General features: G+C 61.8%; 2 protein-coding genes. Both read right to left on the reverse strand.

Annotated features, from left to right (window positions below):
• Positions 1 to 115 (reverse strand): DUF1656 domain-containing protein (locus tag ACXRVY_RS26525; protein ID WP_458238676.1); only part of this gene is annotated, 115 nt, incomplete at its 3' end.
• Positions 105 to 1,915: FUSC family protein (locus ACXRVY_RS26530; RefSeq protein ID WP_458238675.1), on the reverse strand; the 1,811-nt coding region annotated here is incomplete at its 5' end. The genes ACXRVY_RS26530 and ACXRVY_RS26525, both read right to left, overlap by 11 nt.

Raw genomic sequence — 1,915 nt, forward strand, 5'->3', positions numbered from 1 at the left:
GCACACCGAGGCGCCGCAACGTCCAGTCCAGCAGCAGGAAAATCGGCACGCCCAGCAGCAGCGCCTGAGCAATCGGGGGCAGGTAGGCACCACCCACTTCCAGATCAATGGGCAAGGACAGGGTCTCCTTCAAGGCCTGCGGGTTGAAAGTAGCCGCGATAGCGCTCGACGAACGACACCACGATCAACAGCGCCACACGCATACGGAACACCGACCACAAGTGCTCATGAACATCGGTATGCAGGGCATCCAGTTCGTCGCCCAGGGTGTGGAGGCTATCGAGCACCTGCGCCACTTCGACCCCGGGTCGACCGGCGACCAGCCTCCCAGTTTCCCGCACTGTCGAAAACMGGCGACTTTGCAGATCCGGACTCAGCAGAGCGTTGTTTTGCCCCTGCTGCCTGAGCTGATTCAAGGCGATACCCAGTGCCATGCAGGCCAGGCTGACCTGGAACCGCTCACGCGATTGTGGCTCCCGGGTCGCCGGCAGCAGCCCCAGCATCATGGTCAGGCGATCGACCATACGGCTCTCGAATGCAAACTGCTGCTCATCGGTCGCCGAGGTTTTCAGCAAGGCGTACACCTGTTCGCAGCTCTCTTTATGGAGCCGGCGCATGCRCAAATCCGGCATGAACGGAAAGATCAACGCATACACACTCAACGCCAGCACGGTCGCGCAGGTATAAGCCCCGGCAAACTCGAACCACTGGCTCGCGGTGTTCTGGCCAATCCCCACGTTCAACGGGCCGAGCAACAGAAAAGTCGTGAGCCCCAGGCCAATGCCGGTACCTGTAGTGGCGGGACTGGCCAGACCCACCGCAACGGCGTAGAGCAAGGGCGCCAGCAACAAGGCAAGCATCTCGAAATTGCTGATCATCGGCACAAACATGAACTGAAGCAGTGCCGAGGCCAACAGCGCCAGCCCGAACCCCCGCGCATAGCTTTGAACGGCCAGCAGCGGCCGGGGAAACGTCGACATCAGCGAACACAGGATGCCCACCAGCACCATCCCGCCTCGCGCACCGTCCCAGCCGGTTTCGATCCAGATAAGGCCGGCGATCAACAGCGCGGAAAAGGCCCGGACGGCATTCATGGTTGCCAGGGTGAAGTCCAGGTGCAGCGGGTTTTCCCGCCCGCGAAACATGCTGCTGGCGGGTCGCCCGCTCTGGATGGCATCACTCAACTCCAGAATCTGCTCAAGCTGCTGCAGCAGGCGTGCCTGCTCCCAGCGCAATGACCAGGCCAGCGAGCGCAAGGTGGCCGGCAGCGGCTCGCTCAATTGTTCGGCCCTGTAGGCCAGCTCATCAAAGCGTTGTTGCAGCGACGTGAGATGATGGCGCTTTTCACTGGACAGCGAACGCCCTTCCCGCGCCAGTTCATCGAGAAAGGCCAGTTCTTCGGCGCGCAGCCGTTGAATTTCTTCAGGTAGCTCGCCTTCCCAGCGCTCGGTCAACAACAGCCGCTGGTGGCGCAAGGCGGTCAGCCGCGCGGTCAACAACACCAATTGATTGCCCAACAGTTGCACCAGTCCGTTGGCACTGCGCAATCGCGGCGCATCGTAATACATGTGCCGGCGCACGCCCTCCAGGCCGCTGATCTGCCCCAACAGCTGCATTTGTCGCTGCTGGAAATCCGCTTCGCTCTCTTCGGTGCGGATGACGGCGCTGGCATGGGTGGCCAGCAACCGGGTGATTTGATCGATCCTGGCGAAGTAGTCCCGTGCCACAGCTTCCGGCCGGGCGGTGAGCAGGCTGACCACGCACACACAGGCAACCGCCAGCAAGGTTTCGGTGAGGCGGGTCACCGCCAGCAAAAAGGTACCGTCCTGATCGGGAATCGCCAGCAATGCAATGACCACGGCGGTGTAGCCACTAAGCACGAATGCTCCGGAGCTGGTGTAGCGCAACAGTGTGC

It is taken from the genome of Pseudomonas sp. P5_A2_2, from assembly GCF_054177685.1.